This window comes from Cupriavidus sp. GW821-FHT02F09 (genome assembly GCF_059421605.1).
On sequence record NZ_JBWKVH010000041.1, the window covers coordinates 18,111 to 34,406 of the forward strand.

15 protein-coding genes and 1 tRNA gene are annotated in these 16,296 nt (G+C 65.3%); 9 read left to right on the plus strand and 7 right to left on the minus strand.

The features are described from left to right. Positions 1-49 precede the first annotated feature (49 nt). The 3 genes from fusA to AC07XB_RS31075 all read left to right on the plus strand — a co-directional run bounded on the left by fusA (position 50) and on the right by AC07XB_RS31075 (position 3,658). The gene (gene fusA / locus AC07XB_RS31065; protein WP_416049202.1) at positions 50-2,158 is read left to right on the plus strand and encodes an elongation factor G; all 2,109 of its coding nucleotides are present in this window, start codon (positions 50-52) and stop codon (positions 2,156-2,158) included. 75 nt (positions 2,159-2,233) lie between these two features. Beyond that, positions 2,234-2,515, plus strand: coding sequence for a hypothetical protein (locus AC07XB_RS31070; protein WP_492376256.1), 282 nt, complete (start codon positions 2,234-2,236; stop codon positions 2,513-2,515). Positions 2,516-2,674: 159 nt separating this feature from the next. Then, entirely contained in the window at positions 2,675-3,658 is a 984-nt protein-coding gene (locus AC07XB_RS31075; RefSeq protein WP_492813805.1) for a tripartite tricarboxylate transporter substrate binding protein, read from the plus strand. Between the two features lie 157 nt (positions 3,659-3,815). On the opposite strand, the gene AC07XB_RS31080 is transcribed toward AC07XB_RS31075, so the two are convergent. The 3 genes from AC07XB_RS31080 to fdxA form a co-directional block, all read right to left on the minus strand. Continuing rightward, positions 3,816-3,891 (minus strand) — tRNA-Asn (locus AC07XB_RS31080). Between the two features lie 208 nt (positions 3,892-4,099). Further along, the gene (locus AC07XB_RS31085) at positions 4,100-5,209 is read right to left on the minus strand and encodes an NAD(P)/FAD-dependent oxidoreductase (protein WP_150983139.1); all 1,110 of its coding nucleotides are present in this window, start codon (positions 5,207-5,209) and stop codon (positions 4,100-4,102) included. Between the two features lie 98 nt (positions 5,210-5,307). After that, on the minus strand, positions 5,308-5,631 hold the full coding sequence (gene fdxA / locus AC07XB_RS31090) for a ferredoxin FdxA (protein ID WP_043347955.1): 324 nt from the start codon (positions 5,629-5,631) through the stop codon (positions 5,308-5,310). 353 nt (positions 5,632-5,984) lie between these two features. Between fdxA and AC07XB_RS31095 the strand changes: the two genes are divergently transcribed. The 6 genes from AC07XB_RS31095 (at position 5,985) to AC07XB_RS31120 (ending at position 12,693) form a co-directional block, all read left to right on the plus strand. Continuing rightward, the gene (locus AC07XB_RS31095; protein WP_492813808.1) at positions 5,985-6,518 is read left to right on the plus strand and encodes a hypothetical protein; all 534 of its coding nucleotides are present in this window, start codon (positions 5,985-5,987) and stop codon (positions 6,516-6,518) included. A gap of 89 nt (positions 6,519-6,607) precedes the next feature. After that, entirely contained in the window at positions 6,608-7,786 is a 1,179-nt protein-coding gene (pncB, locus tag AC07XB_RS31100) for a nicotinate phosphoribosyltransferase (RefSeq protein WP_150983141.1), read from the plus strand. A gap of 91 nt (positions 7,787-7,877) precedes the next feature. Then, a complete protein-coding gene (locus AC07XB_RS31105; RefSeq protein ID WP_492813810.1) occupies positions 7,878-8,564 on the plus strand; it encodes a LutC/YkgG family protein in 687 nt (228 codons plus the stop codon). A 177-nt stretch (positions 8,565-8,741) separates the two neighbouring features. After that, positions 8,742-10,184: a sodium:proton antiporter gene (locus tag AC07XB_RS31110; protein ID WP_492813812.1), complete on the plus strand. Its 1,443-nt coding sequence runs from the start codon at positions 8,742-8,744 to the stop codon at positions 10,182-10,184. Between the two features lie 8 nt (positions 10,185-10,192). Further along, positions 10,193-11,191: a 2-hydroxyacid dehydrogenase gene (locus tag AC07XB_RS31115; protein WP_492374607.1), complete on the plus strand. Its 999-nt coding sequence runs from the start codon at positions 10,193-10,195 to the stop codon at positions 11,189-11,191. 32 nt (positions 11,192-11,223) lie between these two features. Then, a complete protein-coding gene (locus tag AC07XB_RS31120; protein WP_492374606.1) occupies positions 11,224-12,693 on the plus strand; it encodes a DNA recombination protein RmuC in 1,470 nt (489 codons plus the stop codon). Between the two features lie 72 nt (positions 12,694-12,765). Here AC07XB_RS31120 and AC07XB_RS31125 read toward each other — a convergent pair whose 3' ends face one another. From AC07XB_RS31125 to moaA, 4 genes are all read right to left on the minus strand, one after another. Further along, positions 12,766-13,032, minus strand: a complete 267-nt coding sequence (locus AC07XB_RS31125; protein WP_006158586.1) for a hypothetical protein — start codon at positions 13,030-13,032, stop codon at positions 12,766-12,768. Between the two features lie 183 nt (positions 13,033-13,215). Beyond that, positions 13,216-14,493 (minus strand): molybdopterin molybdotransferase MoeA, encoded by a 1,278-nt coding sequence (gene moeA / locus AC07XB_RS31130; protein ID WP_492831301.1) that lies wholly within the window; start codon positions 14,491-14,493, stop codon positions 13,216-13,218. 35 nt (positions 14,494-14,528) lie between these two features. Further along, positions 14,529-15,128: a molybdenum cofactor guanylyltransferase MobA gene (gene mobA / locus AC07XB_RS31135; RefSeq protein WP_183034275.1), complete on the minus strand. Its 600-nt coding sequence runs from the start codon at positions 15,126-15,128 to the stop codon at positions 14,529-14,531. Positions 15,129-15,169: 41 nt separating this feature from the next. Next, the gene (moaA, locus tag AC07XB_RS31140; RefSeq protein ID WP_416049191.1) at positions 15,170-16,294 is read right to left on the minus strand and encodes a GTP 3',8-cyclase MoaA; all 1,125 of its coding nucleotides are present in this window, start codon (positions 16,292-16,294) and stop codon (positions 15,170-15,172) included. Positions 16,295-16,296 lie beyond the last annotated feature (2 nt).

The window sequence follows — 16,296 nt, forward strand, 5'->3', positions numbered from 1 at the left end:
CGCCTGTAGAAGTGTTACTCTTTTGAGTGATGCCTACCAGGAGATCACCGTGAGCCGCAAAACCCCCATCGAGCGCTATCGGAACATCGGTATCAGCGCGCACATCGACGCTGGCAAGACCACCACCACCGAACGCATCCTCTTCTACACCGGGGTCAACCACAAGATCGGCGAAGTCCACGACGGCGCAGCCACCATGGATTGGATGGAGCAGGAGCAGGAGCGCGGCATCACCATCACCTCGGCCGCCACCACGGCGTTCTGGAAGGGGATGGCCGGCAATTATCCTGAACATCGCATCAATATCATCGACACCCCCGGGCACGTGGATTTCACGATCGAGGTGGAGCGCTCGATGCGCGTGCTCGATGGTGCCTGCATGGTCTATGACGCGGTGGGCGGCGTGCAGCCGCAGTCGGAAACGGTCTGGCGCCAGGCCAACAAATACAAGGTGCCGCGCATCGCCTTTGTCAACAAGATGGACCGCGTCGGCGCGGACTTCTTCCGGGTGCGCTCGCAGATTGCCGAGCGGCTCAAGGGCACGCCGGTGCCGGTCCAGATACCGATCGGCGCCGAGGAAGGCTTCCAGGGGGTGATCGACCTGGTCAAGATGAAGGCGACCGTCTGGGACGACACCAGCCAGGGGCTGCACTTCGAATATCGCGAGGTGCCGCCCGAACTGCTGGAACTGGCCAAGGAATGGCGCGAGAAGATGGTCGAGGCCGCGGCGGAAGCCAGCGATGAGCTGCTGCACAAGTACCTCGGCGGCGAGCTGCTGACGGAGGACGAGATCAGGGCCGCGCTGCGCAAGCGCACCGTTGCCAACGAGATCGTACCGATGCTGTGCGGCAGCGCGTTCAAGAACAAGGGCGTGCAGACGCTGCTCGATGCGGTGATCGACTACCTGCCGTCGCCGGCGGACGTGCCCGCGATTCTCGGCCATACCGAGGACGACAAGGAGGCTGAGCGCCATCCCAATGACGACGAGCCGTTCTCCGCGCTGGCCTTCAAGATCATGACCGATCCCTTCGTCGGGCAGTTGATCTTCTTCCGCGTCTACTCGGGCGTGGTGAACTCCGGCGACACGGTCTACAACCCGGTCAAGGAAAAGAAGGAGCGGCTGGGGCGGATCCTGCAGATGCACGCCAATGTGCGCAGCGAAATCAAGGAAGTGCGCGCTGGCGACATTGCCGCGGCGGTAGGGCTGAAAGAGGCCACCACCGGTGACACGCTATGCGATCCCGATCATGTGATCATCCTCGAACGCATGAGCTTCCCGGACCCGGTGATCTCGCAGGCGGTCGAGCCCAAGACCAAGGCCGACCAGGAGAAGATGGGCCTGGCGCTGAATCGCCTGGCGCAGGAAGACCCTTCGTTCCGCGTGCATACCGACGAGGAGTCGGGCCAGACCATTATCTCTGGCATGGGCGAGCTTCACCTGGAAATCCTGGTCGATCGCATGCGCCGCGAGTTTGGCGTGGAGGCCTCGGTCGGCAAGCCGCAGGTGGCTTACCGCGAGACCATCAAGCAGGGGGTGAAGGACATCGAAGGCAAGTTCGTCAAGCAGTCCGGTGGGCGCGGCCAGTACGGCCACGTGGTGCTCGATCTGGCGCCGCAGGCGCCGGGCAAGGGCTATGAGTTCGTCGATGCCATCAAGGGCGGCGTGGTGCCGCGCGAGTTCATTCCCGCCGTGGACAAGGGCATCCGCGAAACGCTGGCGTCGGGCGTGCTGGCCGGCTACCCGGTGGTGGACGTCAAGGCCACGCTGGTGTTCGGCTCCTATCACGATGTCGACTCCAACGAGAATGCCTTCCGCATGGCCGGCTCGATGGCGTTCAAGGAGGGCATGCGCCGCGCCAAGCCGATCCTGCTCGAGCCGATGATGGCAGTGGAGGTCGAAACGCCCGAGGAATTCACTGGCAACGTGATGGGCGACCTGTCATCGCGCCGGGGCATCGTGCACGGCATGGAGGACATCGCGGGCGGAGGCGGCAAGTCGGTGCGCGCAGAAGTGCCGTTGGCCACCATGTTCGGCTACTCGACCTCGCTGCGGTCCCTGACCCAGGGCCGCGCCACCTACACCATGGAGTTCAAGCACTACACGGAAGCCCCGGCGAGCGTGGCCGAGGCAGTCATCAACAGCCGGCACACGCGCTAGCGCGCATGGAATGGCAGGGCAGGGAAATGGCGCCGCGCGCCACGCGGCGCCGCTTCGACTTGACGGGAGAGTGCAATGGCCAAGCATCCGTTTTCCCAATTCCCCGAGGACGAACAACGAGAAGTCGTGGCCCTGTGCACGCGGCTCGGCTTTGTGCCGGGGGACTTCGAGATCTCCGACGAAGGCTTCCAGCCCGATGACGGCGACCCGGCGCAACGCCAGGTCAGTGTGCGGCGCCCCGCAATGGACGCGCAGAGCGCCTATGATGCGAGCGAAGGGGCCGGCTGGATCGAGGAGTTCGAGAGCGATCTCGAGTGCGGCCTGTTCGGGCAACCTTCAAGGCAGGCGCCAGCCTAGTGTCCACGCATCGGCGCGGCGTCCTGCCGCGCCACGAAAATAATTTGGAGATAATCTATGCAGCAGGGTTTGCCGGCTGGCGTGTCAGCGCTTGTGCGTTCTTTCTGGCCATCTTTTTCGTCTGCCTTCCCGTCGGTTTTTGCCTCATCGTCCCCGGCCGTGCATGCCGGCAGGCGCAGGCAGCTTGCCGCATGGCTCGCCACCGCGCTCCTTGGCCTGCCGGCGTTGGTCGCGGCACAGGCGGTGGATAGCTATCCCTCCAAGCCGATTCGCGTCGTGGTGCCTTATTCGGCGGGCGGTGGCGCGGACAGCGCGGCGCGCGTCATCACCGCTCAGATGAGCGTGCTGCTCAAGCAGCAGGTGGTGATCGACAACAAGCCGGGCGCCAGCGGCACCATCGGCGCCGCGGCGGTCGCGCAGGCGCCGGCCGATGGCTATGTGGTGCTGTACGACGCGTCCACTTTCGTTGTCAATCCGGCGCTGCGCAAGCTGCCGTTCGATGCGGCCAAGGATTTCCTGCCGGTCTCGCTGGCGGTCACGGCGCCCAATATCCTGGTGGTGCCACCCAACGCCCCCTACAAGACGGTTGGCGAGTTCCTCGGCTACGCACGTCAGCATCCCGGCAAGACAACCTACGCGTCGTACGGTCCCGGCAGCCCCGCACACATGGTTGGGGAACTGCTCAAGAGCCAGGCCAAGGTCGACCTGCTGCATGTGCCGTACAAAGGCGGCGCGCCGGCGCTGACCGACGTGATGGGCGGACAGGTCGATGCCTACTTCGCCAACGCGGCGTCGGGCTTGCCCTATGTGAAGGCCGGCAAGCTGCGGGCGCTGGCCGTGACTTCCGCCAAGCGCATGCCGGCGTTGCCCGACGTGCCGACGTTGGTGGAAAGCGGGCTGGCGGGTTTCGACGTGCTGGAGTGGAATGGTTTCTTCGTGCCCAAGGGCACGCCGCCGCAGGTGGTGGAGCGGCTGGCGGCGGCCGTGCAGGCCGCGGTCAGCGATCCCAAGGTTCATGCCCGGTTGCTGGATCTTGGTGTGGTGCCGGTCGGCAGCGGTCCACAGGCCTTCGGGCAATTCCTGCAAACCGAGCTGACGCGCTGGGCGCGGCTGGTCAAGCAGAACGGCATTGCGATCGAGTAGGGGGGGGGCTGGGCGGGCGGGATGTGGCTGCGGGGCTTGGACCCGCAGCGGTTCCGCGGCCGGGCGCGGCGTTACGATGCCGAAGCACGATGCATCGAAGAAGGTAGACGTACAAATGGAAAAGGCCCGCAATTTCTTGCGGGCCCTTCACATTCTTTGGCTCCCCGAGCTGGGCTCGAACCAGCGACCTGCGGATTAACAGTCCGTCGCTCTACCAACTGAGCTATCAGGGAACAGCTGAGAAAAGGATTGTAACCAGTTTCTCGTTTATCCGTCAACACCTGCGCTGTAATTTCTTACTGCCGGTACTGCGGAACTTCTGGTTCCGCCCCGATGTTCCGAGGCAGGGCCGCATTATAGAAGGTCTTTCAGGTCTTTGCCATAAAAAAACCGCCCCGAAGGGCGATTTTTTTTCCACGCGCTGAGTCAGGCGCGCCAGGTTCAGTCGAACACCGGCGAATCGACACCGAGGATCTTGTGCAGCTTTGGCGAGGTGGTCGTGTACTGCATGTGGATCTTCTTCTCGGGGAAGATGTAGGGCGCGGCGCCGAAGGCAGCCAGCGCGGCTTCATGGAAGCCCGAGAGGATCAGCTTCTTCTTGCCGGGGTAGGTGTTGATGTCACCCACCGCGAAGATGCCCGGGATGTTGGTCTCGAACTTCTCCGTGTCCACCTTGATCTGCTTGCGCTCCAGGTCCAGGCCCCATTCGGCGATCGGGCCCAGCTTGGGCGACAGGCCGAAGAACACCAGCAGGTCGTCGAGCGGCAGGCGGCGGGTCACGCCGTCGGCGCCCGTCACCTTGATCTCCGTGAGCAGGCCGTCCTTTTCCTCATAGCCGCTGATTTGGCCCACCAGGAACTGCATCTCCATCTGCTCGCACAAGTCCTTCATCTTGGCGACCGATGCCGGCGCGGCGCGGAAGCCGTCGCGGCGATGGATCATCACCACCGATTCGGCCTTGCCGACCAGGTCCAGCGTCCAGTCGAGCGCGGAGTCGCCACCACCGACCACGACCAGGTTGCGGCCGTGGAAGCGGCTCGGATCCTTGACGCGGTAGAACAGCTGCTTGCCGTCGAACTTGTCGATGCCGTCCACCTTGACCGTGCGTGGCTGGAATGAACCCACGCCGGCGGCGATGAAGATGGTCTTGGTGATGAAGCGGGTGCCGAGCGAGGTTTCGACGAAGAAGCGGCCATCTTCGCGGCGCTCCACCACGGCCACTTCCTGGCCCAGGTGGAAGGTCGGCTCGAACGGCTCGATCTGCTTGAGCAGGTTGTCCGTCAGTTCCTGGCCGGTGCAGATGGGCACGGCTGGGATGTCGTAGATGGGCTTGTCCGGATAGAGCTCCACGCACTGGCCGCCAACCACCTTGAGGGAGTCGATCACGTGCGCCTTGATTTCGAGCAGGCCCAGTTCGAAGACCTGGAAGAGTCCGACCGGACCGGCACCGACGATCAGCGCGTCGATTTCCAGCGGGTGACCGCCGCCAGCGTTGCCGGCGGCAACGTGGTTGGTGGCGTCGGCAACGGGGTTAGGGATGCTCAAGTCCATATTCGTCCTGATACGTTGTGGGCACAGGCGTGCCCGGCATTACGGGAAAGCGCGTGGGTGGGGACGGCTTTCTGACCTGTCTTTTGGCGTTGCAGGTATCAGCGTTGCAGGTACTGCAGCTTCTCGGCCGTGTCCTTCCATTCCTCGGCTTCGGCCAGCGGGGCCTTGGTCTTAGTGATGGAGGGCCAGTTGCGTGCCAGCTCGGCGTTCAGGTCGATGAACTGTTGCTGGTCGCCCGGCACGTCTTCCTCGGCGTAGATCGCGTTGACCGGGCATTCCGCCACGCACACCGCGCAATCGATACACTCATCCGGGTCGATGGCGAGGAAGTTGGGGCCTTCGCGGAAACAATCGACCGGACACACGTCAACGCAGTCGGTATAGCGGCAACGGATGCAGGATTCGGTGACAACGTGAGTCATTTCGGTTCCAGAAAAACGGGATCGGCTTCGATGGGAATGGATTTGGCCTGTTGTGCCTTGCTCATCACGCCGGTGCGGACCCAACCCAGAGTTCACCGGGTTCACCATACGCGGCGCGAGCGAAGGCCGTGGCCTATCAAAGACCGATATTGTAGCTGAGCCATAACGCTAGGGTAGTCGCTCTATATAGCCAGATCAGATAGTTTTCTTATTTCTTTATGTGCATTTGATCCAAGACAGTTGGCGTCACGCCTGCCGATGTGCTTTTCTGGCCGGTGCGGCGTTGCCGTTGTATGCTGCCTGAGCTTGCCTGCGCGGTATTGCCGCGTGCCTAACCGAGTGAGGAGTGCTCCATGCCAAGACCAGTCCGGGAGTCGCCGCGCAACTGCCGTTTCAGCCAGGCGGTGAGCGCGTTGCTATGCCTGGCGGCGCTGGCCATGCCTGCCGCGCATGCGCAGACCCTGGCCAAGGCCGGACCGCCGGACAGCGTGGTGGCCCGCCTGATGGCCTGGCGCATGATGAGCGACAGGCCGGTATCGCTGAGTGCGCTGGCACTCTTCGACTGGGATGATTTCGGCGTGGTGGTCGAGGCGGCGGGGGAGGGCATGGCCAACTGCGGCCAGGCCGGCTTCCTGCCATGCGACGCCAGCCTGCAGCCCGAACGCGGCGCGCCGGTGCAGGTGCTGGTGTTCCGTCGCGGCACGCGGCGGGTCTACCAGGAGCGCATCACGGCCCGTTCGGCAACCTTCGCCGAACCGCTGCCCGCCGAAGTGCCCCGGGCGCAGGCCACGCTGGTTGGCTGCCCTGGCTATCGCGGGCAGGTCCTGTGGTGCCTGCGCGGCAGCGCGCGGGGCCGCCAGCCTGATCCTTTCCTCGATGGCGCATGAGGCCGGCGTGGCCGATGCGGCTCCATAGCTTGAGCGCCGCGCTTTCGGGTAGCATGGCGCTCTGACCCGGCACTGCCGTTTGGCCCGACATGATCATTACCTCATTGCTCGACACCGACCTGTACAAGTTCACCATGATGCAGGTGGTGCTGCATCACTTCCCGGCGGCACAGGTCGAATACCGCTTCAAATGCCGTAACGCGGGGGTCGACCTGACGCCCTACGTGGACGAGATCCGCGAAGAAGTGGCGCAGCTCTGCCAGGTCCGCTTTACGCCGGACGAGCTGCAATACCTGCGCGAGCTACGTTTTATCAAGAGCGATTTCGTCGACTTCCTCGGCCTGTTCCACCTCAACGAGAAATACGTGACGATCGCGCCTGCCGCTCCCGGCAGCGGCGAGATCGAGATCACCATCCGCGGGCCGTGGCTGCATACCATCCTGTTCGAGGTGCCGTTGCTGGCCATCGTCAACGAGGTCTATTTCCGCCGCACCCAGCCGCAACCTGACTGGAGCGAGGGGCGCAAGCGCCTGGAAGACAAACTGGCCTTGCTGAAGATGCCTGCCCACGCGGACTGCGTGATCGCCGACTACGGCTCGCGTCGCCGCTTTTCGCGCGACTGGCAGGAGGAGGTGTTGCGGACCATGCGCCGGGTACTCGGCCCGCAACTGGCCGGCACCAGCAATGTGCATTTCGCGCGCACGCATAACCTGGTTCCGCTCGGCACCATGGCGCATGAATACCTGCAGGCCTGCCAGGCCCTGGGGCCGCGGCTGCGCGACTCGCAGGTGTTCGCGCTGGAAGTCTGGGCCAAGGAATACCGAGGCGATCTCGGCATTGCCTTGTCCGACACCTATGGCTTCGACGCCTTCCTGCGCGATTTCGACCTGTACTTCTGCAAGCTGTTCGACGGCGTGCGGCACGATTCCGGCGACCCCATCGCCTGGGGCGAACGCATGCTGGCGCACTACGCCGCCAGCCGCGTCGACCCGTTGGGCAAGACGCTGATCTTCAGCGACAGCCTCGACATCCCGCGCGTGATCGAGCTGTACGAGCGCTTTGGCGGGCGCTGCCGGCTTGCCTTTGGCGTGGGCACCAACCTGACCAACGATCTGGGCTACACGCCGCTGCAGATTGTCATCAAGATGACCCGCTGCAATGGCCAGCCAGTGGCCAAGCTGTCGGACACGCCCGAGAAGACCATGTGCGACGATCCCGCCTACCTGGCGTACCTGCGGCAGGTGTTCGGCATCAAGGCGCCGGCGTAGCGCTCGAGTTCGATGCAGGCGCGCCGTTGCTGCAGCCCACAGATCCCTAAGCCACTAAGTCACGAAGCCTCCAACCTCCGGAAACCGACTCATGGATACCACCTCCGCCCGCGATCGCATCTTTGCCCGCATCCGCGCCGCCCAGGGCCGCGCGCCCGGGGTGAGCAACGGCGAGCGCGCGGCGGTGGCCGACTATCTCGCGCGCCATCCCGCCGGGCCCCGTCCGCCAGCGCCGGTGGACCGGATCCAGGCCTTCCACGAACAGGCGCAGAAAATGGCCTCCACGGTGGAGCGGGTGGCCACGATGGCCGATGTGCCAGCCGCGGCCGCGCGCTACCTGGACAGCCTTGGCCTGGCGCGCCGCGCCGTGGCCTGGGATACCCTGGCGGCACTGGACTGGCAAGGGCAGGGCATGATCGTGGAGTGCCGCCCGCCCATCCGCGACGCGCAGGCCGATCACGACCATGGCGACATGGTCGGCATCACGGGCTGCTTTTGCGCGATCGCCGAGACCGGCTCGCTGATGCTGCTGTCCGGCCCGCAGACCTTCGCTTCGGCGGCGCTGCTGCCGGAGACGCATATCGCGGTGGTGCCGGTCTCGCGCATCGTCGATGGCCTGGAGGACGCCTTCGCGCTGGTGCGCAGCGAGCGCGGGGAGCTGCCCCGTGCTACCAATACCATCAGCGGGCCCTCGCGCACCGGCGACATCGAGCAGACCATCGTGCTCGGCGCGCACGGCCCTTACCGCGTGCACGTGATCCTCGTCGAGCAGGACTGAGCGCGGTAGTCCAGGGCGTCCGGAATCGGCGGCGCCGCGCGGCGATTGCTTTACACTTGAGGGTCTCGCCGCGCGCCTGCGGCCCGCTTGCCGGGCCATTCGGGCTCGTGCGCTTTCTCCGCTCGCGGCCGCCATCAGGCCCGGGTGACGCAATCCGATACAAGGAGATCCCGCCCGATGCGACGTGCCCCCGCACTGCTGTCCCCGCTGGCCCCGCTGTTGTTCACCCTGCTGTTCACGCTGGCGCCGAGCCTGGCTCATGCCGCCGATCTCGATGGCGCCACGCTGTCGCCAATGTGGGCGTTGCCCTTCGCCGGCACCTTGCTGTCGATCGCGCTGTTCCCGTTGATCGCGCCGCGCTTCTGGCATCACCACTACGGCAAGATCATCGCAGCCTGGGCAGTGCTATTCCTGGTACCGTTCGCGCAGGCCTTCGGCATGCATGCCGCCGCCGCCAATGCCGTGCACGCGCTGCTGTCGGAGTACATCCCCTTTATCGCGCTGATCGCCGCACTCTATATCGTGGCCGGCGGCATCTGCGTGCGTGGCAACCTGCATGGCACGCCGCGCCTGAATACCGGCCTGCTTGCACTCGGCACGGTGCTGGCCAGCCTGATGGGCACCACCGGCGCCGCCATGCTGCTGATCCGGCCGCTGCTGCGCGCCAACGACAACCGCAGGCATGTGGCGCACGTGGTGGTGTTCTTTATTTTCCTGGCGGCCAATGCGGGTGGCGCGCTGACGCCGCTGGGCGATCCGCCGCTGTTCCTGGGTTTCCTGAAAGGCGTGGATTTTTTCTGGACCCTGCGCAACATCCTGCCCGAGACGCTGTTCATCTGCATCGCGCTGCTGGTGATTTTCTATTTCGTCGATCGCTACTACTACCTGAACAAGGAAGAAGAGTTGCCGCAGGCAGCGGACCCCACGCCCGATTCCGCGGGCATCCGCATTGAAGGCAAGCGTAATTTCGTGCTGCTGCTGGCGGTGGTGGGCCTGGTGCTGATGAGCGGGCTGTGGAAGCCCGGTATCGAGTTCAACGTGATGGGCACCATGGTCGGCCTGCCGGCGGCGGTGCGCGATGTGTTGCTGGTGGTGGTGGCGCTCGTGTCCCTGGCAATCACGCCGAGCACGGCGCGCACGGGCAACGAGTTCAACTGGGAACCGATCCTGGAAGTCGGCAAGCTGTTCGCCGGCATATTCCTCACCATCATTCCCGTGATCGCCATGCTCAAGGCCGGTACCGACGGCGCCTTCGCCAGCGTGATCCGCATGGTCAGCGATAGCGGCGGCCAGCCCATCGACAGCATGTACTTCTGGGCCACGGGCATTCTTTCGTCTTTCCTGGACAATGCGCCGACCTACCTGGTGTTCTTCAACACCGCGGGCGGCGATCCCGCCACGCTGATGACGCGCGATGCCTCAACGCTCGCGGCCATCTCGGCCGGCGCCGTGTTCATGGGCGCCAATACCTATATCGGCAACGCGCCCAACCTGATGGTCAAGGCAATTGCCGAAAGCCGCGGCGTGCGCATGCCCAGCTTCTTCGGCTACATGCTGTGGTCGATCTGCGTGCTGGTGCCGCTGTTCCTGGTGATGACCTTTATCTTCTTCCGCGTGTGAGTGTGAGCATGACCAAGCCTTCCGTTCTCGTGACCCGCGCCGTCTTTCCCGAAGTGATCGAACGGCTCGCGCAGTACTTCGACGTCGACGACAACCAGCCGGACGTGGCGCTGGATGGCGCCGCGCTCAAGGCGCGCCTCGCCGGCAAGGCCGGTGTCCTGGCCAATGCCGCGGACCGCATCGATGCCGGCCTGGTGGCCGGGTTGCCGGCCTTGCGCGCGGTCTGCAACATGGCGGTGGGGTACAACAACCTCGATGTGCCGGCGTTGACCGCCGCCGGGATCGTGGCCACCAATACGCCCGATGTGCTGACCGAGACCACGGCCGATTTCGGCTGGGCCTTGCTGATGGCGACCGCGCGCCGTGTGACCGAGTCCGAGCATTGGCTGCGCGCTGGCAAGTGGGAGCGGTGGAGCTACGACATGTTCCTCGGCATGGACCTGTACCGCAGCACGCTTGGCATCCTTGGCATGGGCCGCATCGGCCAGGCCCTGGCACGCCGCGCTGCGGGGTTTGGCATGTCGGTGCTCTATCACAACCGCAGCCGTTTGCCCGAGGACACCGAGCGCGCGCTAAACGCGCGCTATGTCAGCAAGGCCGAGCTGCTGGCACAGTCCGATCATGTGCTGCTGGTGCTGCCGTATAGCGCGCAGAGCCATCACAGTATCGGCGCCGCCGAGCTGGCGCAGATGAAGCCGTCGGCCACGCTGGTCAACCTGGCGCGCGGCGGTGTGGTCGACGACGCTGCGCTGGCCCGGGCGCTGCGCGAACGGCGCATCTTTGCTGCCGGGCTCGACGTATTCGAGGCAGAGCCACAGGTCCATCCCGACCTGCTGACGGTGCCCAACGTGGTGCTGACCCCGCATATCGCCAGTGCCTCGGAGAAGACCCGCCGCGCCATGGCAGATCTGGCCGCTGACAACCTGATCGCCGCGCTCGGCGTAGGACCGCAGGCAGGGCAACCGCCTTCCGTGATCAATCCCGAAGTGATGGCGCGCCGCCGCTGATCCTCTCGCTGCCAATACCTGCCAACCTATTCATGACTTTGATTTCCCTGTTGACCCTGGTCCTTGCACTGGCAGCCGTACTGCTGCTGGTGGTGTTGCTGCTGCGGCCGCGCGTTGCACAGGACGGCGCCGGCCCGGAGCTGCTGCGCCAGCTCGCCGATCTGCGCGCCGAAGGCGCGCGCGGCAATGAGCGCCTGGAGCGTGAGCTGCGCACCGAGGTCACTGAGAGCGCGCGCGTTGGCCGTGGCGAAGCCGGCCAGCAGATGATGCGTTTCCAGCAGGCTCTGTCCTCGCAGCTCACCAGCATCGCCACGCTGCAGAACAACCAGATCGACATGTTCGCGCAGCAGCTTGCCAAGCTGACCGAGTCCAACGCCCAGCAGCTCGAGCAGGTCCGGCAGAACCTGCTGCAACAAGGCCAGCAGGCGCGCGACGAGCAAGGCAGCGCGTTGCGCCGATTTGGCGACGGGCTGCAGCAGCAACTGGCGCAGATGTCCGAGGGCAACGAGCGCCGCCTGGGCGAAGTGCGCGCCACGCTTGAGCAACGGCTCAAGGAGATCGAGGTCAACAACGCGGCCAAGCTCGAGGAGATGCGCCGCACCGTCGACGAGAAGCTGCACGCCACGCTGGAGCAGCGGCTGGGCGAGTCCTTCAAGCTGGTCTCGGACCGGCTCGAGCAGGTGCACCGGGGCCTTGGCGAAATGCAGGCGCTGGCCCAGGGCGTGGGCGACCTCAAGCGGGTGCTGACCAACGTCAAGTCGCGCGGGACATGGGGCGAAGTGCAGCTGGAGATGCTGCTAGAGCAGGTGCTAACCGCCGAGCAGTACGCCAAGAACGTGGAGACGGTGCGCAATACCGGTGCGCGCGTGGAGTTTGCGATTCGCCTGCCGGGCAAGGACGCTGCCGGCGGGCAGGTGTGGCTGCCCATTGATGCCAAGTTCCCGAAGGAACAGTACGAGCGCCTGCTCGACGCGCAGGAGCGCGGCGATGTCGATGGCGTGGCGCTGGCCGGGCGCGAACTGGAAGCCGCGATCAAGCGCGAGGCTCAGACGATCTCCGAGAAATATGTGTCGCCGCCGGCGACGACGGACTTCGCCATCCTCTTTCTCCCCACCGAGGGGTTGTATGCCGAAGTCTTGCGGCGCCCGGGGCTGGCCGACCTGCTGCAACGCAATTTCCGCGTCACGGTAGCCGGGCCGACCACGCTGGCCGCGTTGCTTAACAGTTTGCAGATGGGGTTTCGCACCCTGGCGCTGGAGCGCCGCTCAAGCGAAGTCTGGGAGGTGCTGGGCGCGGTCAAGACCGAGTTCGGCAAGTTCGGCGATGTGCTGGCCAAGACCCGCGATACGCTGGAACGCGCTGCCCGCAACATCGAGCAGGCCGAGGTGCGTACGCGCCAGATGGAGCGCAAGCTGCGCACCGTGGAAGCGCTGCCGGGCGAGAACGCGCAGGAACTGCTTGGCCTGGCCGCTGTGGTGGATGACGAGACCGCAGGCGGTTGAGGGGCAAAGAACGCTGGGCAAAAAAAAGCGCATCGATTCGATGCGCTTTTTACATTCCGGCGGCTGGCCGTTTCAGGACAAGTCGCGGATTGTCACCTCGATGCCGCCAAAACGCGCTGCCACCCAGTTGTAGGCCTTGCAGGCCAGCCACAGCAGGCCGAAACCGATCAGCGCATTGAGAATCAGTGCCGTGAAGACGGTGATCCCGGGCAGGTCGCCATAGCGGATAAAGGCCACGAACAGCCCCAGCGAGACGATGGGTACCGAAAAGCACAGGTACACGAGCACGAGCGCGCGGGCGGTTTTGACCGGGTGGAGGTACGCAATCTCCTGATTCATGACAGCTTGGGCAGTAAGCAAAGTAATGTTGCGCAAGTGTATCCAATGGGGGAGGCGGCGCATAGTCCGGCACTCGCGGGGTACGGAAAACCGCCGATCTGCTTGCTAAACCCCGGCAAAACTGCTGCGCAAAAACGACACAAAGGTGCAGCCGGCGTACCGTGGCGGGCTTTCTGCCAGCGCTTACATCAGCCCGTCGAACAGCATGACTTCAACCTCGTCGCCGGCGGCGACCATGCCCTGTTCGTGCCTGAGCACGATGAAGCAATTGGCCTCGCTCATCGAGCGCAGCACGCCCGAGCCCTGCTGCCCGGTGATGCTAGCCTGCCAGCCGCCCTCCGGGGCAGGCGCCAGGATGCCGCGCTGGTACTCGGTGCGGCCAGGTTTCTTGCGGATCGCCTGGGCGCTGCGCACGCGCATCAGAGGCAGGGGCGCCACCTTGGCGCCCATCTGGCGGTGCAGGGCGGCCCGCACGAAATGATAGAACGTCACCATCACCGCCACGGGGTTGCCCGGCAGGCCGAACAGCAGCGCTTCGCGGCCGTGAGAAGCGATGCGCCCGAAGGCCATGGGCCGGCCGGGGCGCATGGCGATCTTCCAGAAGGTCACATCGCCAAGCTGGGCCATGATCTGCTTGGTGTAGTCGGCTTCTCCCACCGAGACACCGCCCGAGGTGATGACCGCGTCGGCGTTTTCGCACGCGCTGCGCAACGCCGCTTCGAGCGCGGCGGGATCATCGTGCACCACGCCCATGTCAATCAGGTCCACGTTCAGCCGCCGCAGCATGCCGTGCAGCGTGTAGCGGTTTGAGTCGTAGACGCAGCCCGCATCGAGCGGCTCGCCAATGGAGCGCAGTTCGTCCCCGGTGGAGAAGAACGCCACGCGCAGGCGGCGCCGCACCTTGACTTCGGCCACGCCCAGCGACGCCAGCAGCCCGAGGTCGGCCGGCTGCAGGATGCGCCCGGCGGCCAGTGCCGGCTGGCCGATGGCGAGGTCTTCGCCCCGCAGGCGGCGGTTGTCGCCGGCCCGTACCGCCTTGGCATCAAAGCGAATCAGCTCGCCCTCGACGTCGACGAATTCCTGTGGAATCACGGTGTCGCAGCCGGCCGGCATGATGGCGCCCGTCATGATGCGCGCTGCCTGCCCGCGCGCAACCGCTTGCTCGCAGGCAGCGCCGGCGAAGGCGCTGCCGACCACAGCCAGGGTCACGTTGCCGCCCGCGGCCAACTCGCTGCTGGCGAACGCATAGCCGTCCATGGCGGAGTTGTCGTGCGCAGGCACGTCCAGCATGGAGATGACGTCTTCGGCCAGCACGCGGTCGAGCGCGGTGCGCAGGGCGACCTGCTCGGTGCCCCTCACGGGCTCGACCACCTCGCCGATGATCTGGTTGGCCTGCGCCACCGGCAATGCACCGGGATCGTAGTCGGACAGGCAGGAAATGACGGATTGTAGTGATGGCATGGACCGTTCCCGGGGCAGCGGCCTGGCTTGGGTTGTCAGCGCGCCTCGAGCGTGCGCAACTCATCCAGGGTATTGATATTGGCGAAGGCGCCGGCGTCTTCGAACAGCACTTCGGCCAGGCGGTGCGAGGCGGCCCAGGTTTCGATCTTGCGGCCGCCGCCGTTGAGGAAAGCCACCAGGCCGTCGAGCGCCGTGACCGGCATCAGGCAAAACACCGGCTGGACCTGCCGGCGGCCATCCGCGTCGATGGTGACGGGAATGGCCATCTCGGCGCCTTGCGCGTCGATCGCGCTCGCTAGGCGCGCGGCCAGGTCGGATGGCAGGAAAGGCGAGTCGCAGGGCGCGCTCAGCATCCAGCCCGTCTGGCACTGTTCCAGCCCGGCCAGCATGCCAGCCAGGGGCCCGGCGAAGTCCGGCACCGAATCGGTGACCACCGGCACGCCGAAGGACTCATACGCGGCCAGGTTGCGGTTGGCGTTGATCAGCATGCCGCCGGTCTGCGCGGACAGGCGCATCAGCGTATGCATTGCCATGGGCGCGCCACGAAACGGCTGCAGGCCCTTGTCGGTGCCGCCCATGCGGCTGCCCCTGCCGCCGGCCAGGATCAGGCCGGTAATGTCTTCGCGAGAAATCATCGGGGGATGGGAGGATAGAGTGATGGGCGGGGCGGCTGTCATCAGCCGCCAATATAGGACATCTCGATCTTGTTCTCGGCACGCGCCTGCCGCACCGCGGGGTCGCTGCGCTGTTCGGAGTAGTGATCGGTGCGCCCTTGCCAGACCCCGGCAATGGCGTTCGAGATTTCCAGGTCGCTGTGCTCGCCGCGCAACAGCGCGCGCAGGTCGTAGCCTTCGGTGGCGAACAGGCACAGGTAGAGCCGGCCTTCGGTTGACAGGCGGATGCGGCTGCAGTCGCCGCAGAAGGCGTGGGTCACGCTGGAGATCACGCCGATCTCGCCGGCGCCGTCGCGGTAGCGCCAGCGCTCGGCGGTCTCGCCGCTGTAGTTGGCTGGGATGGCTTCCAACGGGAAGGCCTCGTGGATGCGGCGCACTACTTCGGCCGAGGGCAGCACCTCGTCCATCTGCCAGTGGTTGCTTGCGCCCACGTCCATGAACTCGATAAAGCGCATGATGATGCCGCTGCCGCGGAAATGTGCGGCCATCGGCACGATTTCCCCATCGTTGGTGCCGCGCTTGACCACCATGTTGACCTTGATCGGCGCCAGGCCGGCCGCCTGGGCGGTCTCGATGCCGTCCAGCACGTCGCGCACCGCGAAGTCGACATCGTTCATGCGGCGGAAGGTGGCGTCGTCGATGGCGTCCAGGCTCACGCTCACCCGCGTCAGGCCTGCATCGCGTAGCGCGCGCGCCTTGCGGGCCAGCAGCGAGGCGTTGGTGGTGAGGGTGAGGTCCAGTGGTTTGCCGGACACCGTATCGATACGCGCCAGCATTTCCACCAGCTTCTCGATGTTCTTGCGCAGCAGCGGCTCGCCGCCGGTCAGGCGGATCTTCTCGACGCCGTGCGCAACGAAGAGGCGAGCCGCGCGCTCGATTTCCTCGAAGCTCAGCAACTCGGAATGGGGCAGGAAGGTGTAGTCCTTGTCGAACACTTCCTTGGGCATGCAGTAGACGCAGCGGAAATTGCAGCGATCCGTGACCGAGATACGCAGATCATGGAGCGGCCGGCCGCGCGTGTCGGCAACCAGCCCGGACGGTGCGGTGAGCACGGCCGGAATGCTTGGCGTCATCGAGCGGTAGCGATGATCGCGCAGGTCGAAAATGGGAATGACGGATTCGGTCATGG

What these genes read in the sequence shown, in the direction of transcription:
- AC07XB_RS31070 (WP_492376256.1), top strand. Translation starts at nt 2,234, where the DNA reads ATGGCCAAGCATCCGTTTTCCCAATTCCCCGAGGACGAACAACGAGAA.
- AC07XB_RS31085 (WP_150983139.1), bottom strand. Translation starts at nt 5,209, where the DNA reads ATGGACTTGAGCATCCCTAACCCCGTTGCCGACGCCACCAACCACGTT.
- fdxA (WP_043347955.1), bottom strand. Translation starts at nt 5,631, where the DNA reads ATGACTCACGTTGTCACCGAATCCTGCATCCGTTGCCGCTATACCGAC.
- AC07XB_RS31095 (WP_492813808.1), top strand. Translation starts at nt 5,985, where the DNA reads ATGCCAAGACCAGTCCGGGAGTCGCCGCGCAACTGCCGTTTCAGCCAG.
- pncB (WP_150983141.1), top strand. Translation starts at nt 6,608, where the DNA reads ATGATCATTACCTCATTGCTCGACACCGACCTGTACAAGTTCACCATG.
- AC07XB_RS31105 (WP_492813810.1), top strand. Translation starts at nt 7,878, where the DNA reads ATGGATACCACCTCCGCCCGCGATCGCATCTTTGCCCGCATCCGCGCC.
- AC07XB_RS31110 (WP_492813812.1), top strand. Translation starts at nt 8,742, where the DNA reads ATGCGACGTGCCCCCGCACTGCTGTCCCCGCTGGCCCCGCTGTTGTTC.
- AC07XB_RS31115 (WP_492374607.1), top strand. Translation starts at nt 10,193, where the DNA reads ATGACCAAGCCTTCCGTTCTCGTGACCCGCGCCGTCTTTCCCGAAGTG.
- AC07XB_RS31120 (WP_492374606.1), top strand. Translation starts at nt 11,224, where the DNA reads ATGACTTTGATTTCCCTGTTGACCCTGGTCCTTGCACTGGCAGCCGTA.
- AC07XB_RS31125 (WP_006158586.1), bottom strand. Translation starts at nt 13,032, where the DNA reads ATGAATCAGGAGATTGCGTACCTCCACCCGGTCAAAACCGCCCGCGCG.
- moeA (WP_492831301.1), bottom strand. Translation starts at nt 14,493, where the DNA reads ATGCCATCACTACAATCCGTCATTTCCTGCCTGTCCGACTACGATCCC.
- mobA (WP_183034275.1), bottom strand. Translation starts at nt 15,128, where the DNA reads ATGATTTCTCGCGAAGACATTACCGGCCTGATCCTGGCCGGCGGCAGG.
- moaA (WP_416049191.1), bottom strand. Translation starts at nt 16,294, where the DNA reads ATGACCGAATCCGTCATTCCCATTTTCGACCTGCGCGATCATCGCTAC.